Raw genomic sequence first — 1,639 nt, forward strand, 5'->3', positions numbered from 1 at the left:
AATCAACTTCAGCATCTGTATCAGCTAGCCAAAGTGCTTCAGCATCAGTATCTGCAAGTGAATCAACTTCAGCATCAGTATCTGCAAGTGAATCAGCTTCAGCATCAGTATCAGCAAGCCAAAGCGCTTCAGCATCAGTAAGCTCAAGCCAAAGCGCTTCAGCATCAGTATCAGCAAGTGAATCAGCTAGCGCATCAGTATCAGCAAGCCAAAGCGCTTCAGCATCAGCAAGTGAATCAGCTTCAGCTTCTGTAAGCTCAAGTCAATCAGCTTCAGCATCAGTATCTGCAAGCCAAAGCACTTCAGCATCTGTATCTGCAAGTGAATCAACTTCAGCATCTGTATCAGCTAGCCAAAGTGCTTCAGCATCAGTATCTGCAAGTGAATCAACTTCAGCATCAGTATCTGCAAGTGAATCAACTTCAGCTTCTGTAAGCTCAAGCCAAAGCGCTTCAGCATCAGTAAGCTCAAGCCAATCAGCTAGCGCATCAGTATCAGCAAGCGCATCAGTATCTGCAAGTGAATCAACTTCAGCGTCTGTATCAGCAAGCGACTCAGCATCTGTATCAGCTAGCCAATCAGCAAGCGCATCAGTATCAGCAAGTGAATCAGCTTCAGCGTCTGTATCAGCAAGTGAATCAACTAGCGCATCAGTAAGCTCAAGTGAATCAGCTTCAGCATCAGTATCAGCAAGCGACTCAGCATCTGTATCAGCTAGCCAATCAGCTTCAGCGTCAGTATCAGCAAGCCAATCAACTTCAGCGTCTGTATCAGCAAGTGAATCAGCTTCAGCATCAGTATCTGCAAGCCAATCAGCTTCAGCATCAGTATCAGCTAGTCAATCAACTTCAGCATCTGTATCAGCAAGCCAATCAGCTTCAGCGTCAGTATCTGCAAGTCAATTAACTTCAGCATCAGTAAGCTCAAGCCAATCAACTAGCGCATCAGTATCTGCAAGCCAATCAGCTTCAGCGTCAGTATCAGCAAGCCAATTAACTTCAGCATCAGTAAGCTCAAGCCAATCAACTAGCGCATCAGTATCTGCAAGCCAAAGCACTTCAGCATCAGTATCTGCAAGCCAATCAGCTTCAGCATCAGTATCTGCAAGTGAATCAGCTTCAGCATCAGTATCTGCAAGTGAATCAGCTTCAGCATCAGCAAGCACAAGCTTGAGCAATAGCGTGTCTGCATCAATTAGTGCTTCAGTATCAGCAAGCACAAGCTTGAGCAACAGCGTGTCAGCTTCAATTAGTGCTTCAGTATCAGCAAGCACAAGCTTGAGCAACAGCGTGTCAGCTTCAATTAGTGCATCTGAATCAGCAAGCACAAGCTTGAGCAACAGCGTGTCAGCCTCAATCAGTGCTAGCCAATCAGCAAGCACAAGCTTGAGCAACAGCGTGTCTGCTTCAATTAGTGCATCTGAATCAGCAAGCACAAGCTTGAGCAACAGCGTGTCTGCCTCAATCAGTGCTAGCCAATCAGCAAGCACAAGCTTGAGCAACAGCGTGTCAGCTTCAATTAGTGCTTCAGTATCAGCAAGCACAAGCTTGAGCAACAGCGTGTCTGCATCAATTAGTGCTAGCCACTCATTAAGCACAAGCTTGAGCAACAGCGTATCAGCATCAGTAAGTGCAAGCTC

General features: G+C 46.1%; 5 protein-coding genes. 2 read left to right on the forward strand and 3 right to left on the reverse strand.

What is annotated here, in order from left to right; translation table 11 throughout:
* Positions 1 to 24: 24 nt before the first annotated feature.
* Together B7705_RS09695 and B7705_RS09700 are read right to left on the reverse strand one after the other, a co-directional pair.
* Complete coding sequence (locus B7705_RS09695; RefSeq protein WP_158085993.1) at positions 25 to 177, reverse strand: hypothetical protein; 153 nt, start codon at positions 175 to 177, stop codon at positions 25 to 27.
* 9 nt (positions 178 to 186) lie between these two features.
* Positions 187 to 339 carry a hypothetical protein gene (locus tag B7705_RS09700; protein WP_158085994.1) on the reverse strand — a complete coding sequence of 51 codons (153 nt, stop codon included), beginning with the start codon at positions 337 to 339 and terminating at the stop codon, positions 187 to 189.
* Between the two features lie 180 nt (positions 340 to 519).
* Between B7705_RS09700 and B7705_RS09705 the strand changes: the two genes are divergently transcribed.
* On the forward strand, positions 520 to 657 hold the full coding sequence (locus B7705_RS09705) for a hypothetical protein (protein ID WP_158085995.1): 138 nt from the start codon (positions 520 to 522) through the stop codon (positions 655 to 657).
* Positions 658 to 663: 6 nt separating this feature from the next.
* Positions 664 to 906, forward strand: coding sequence for a hypothetical protein (locus B7705_RS00115; RefSeq protein ID WP_084946694.1), 243 nt, complete (start codon positions 664 to 666; stop codon positions 904 to 906).
* On the opposite strand, the gene B7705_RS10160 is transcribed toward B7705_RS00115, so the two are convergent.
* The coding region (locus B7705_RS10160; protein WP_463606924.1) for a hypothetical protein at positions 899 to 1,639 on the reverse strand (741 nt) is incomplete at its 5' end. The genes B7705_RS00115 and B7705_RS10160 overlap by 8 nt on opposite strands.

The organism is Streptococcus oralis subsp. dentisani (genome assembly GCF_002096685.1).
GTDB lineage: Bacteria > Bacillota > Bacilli > Lactobacillales > Streptococcaceae > Streptococcus > Streptococcus oralis_AD.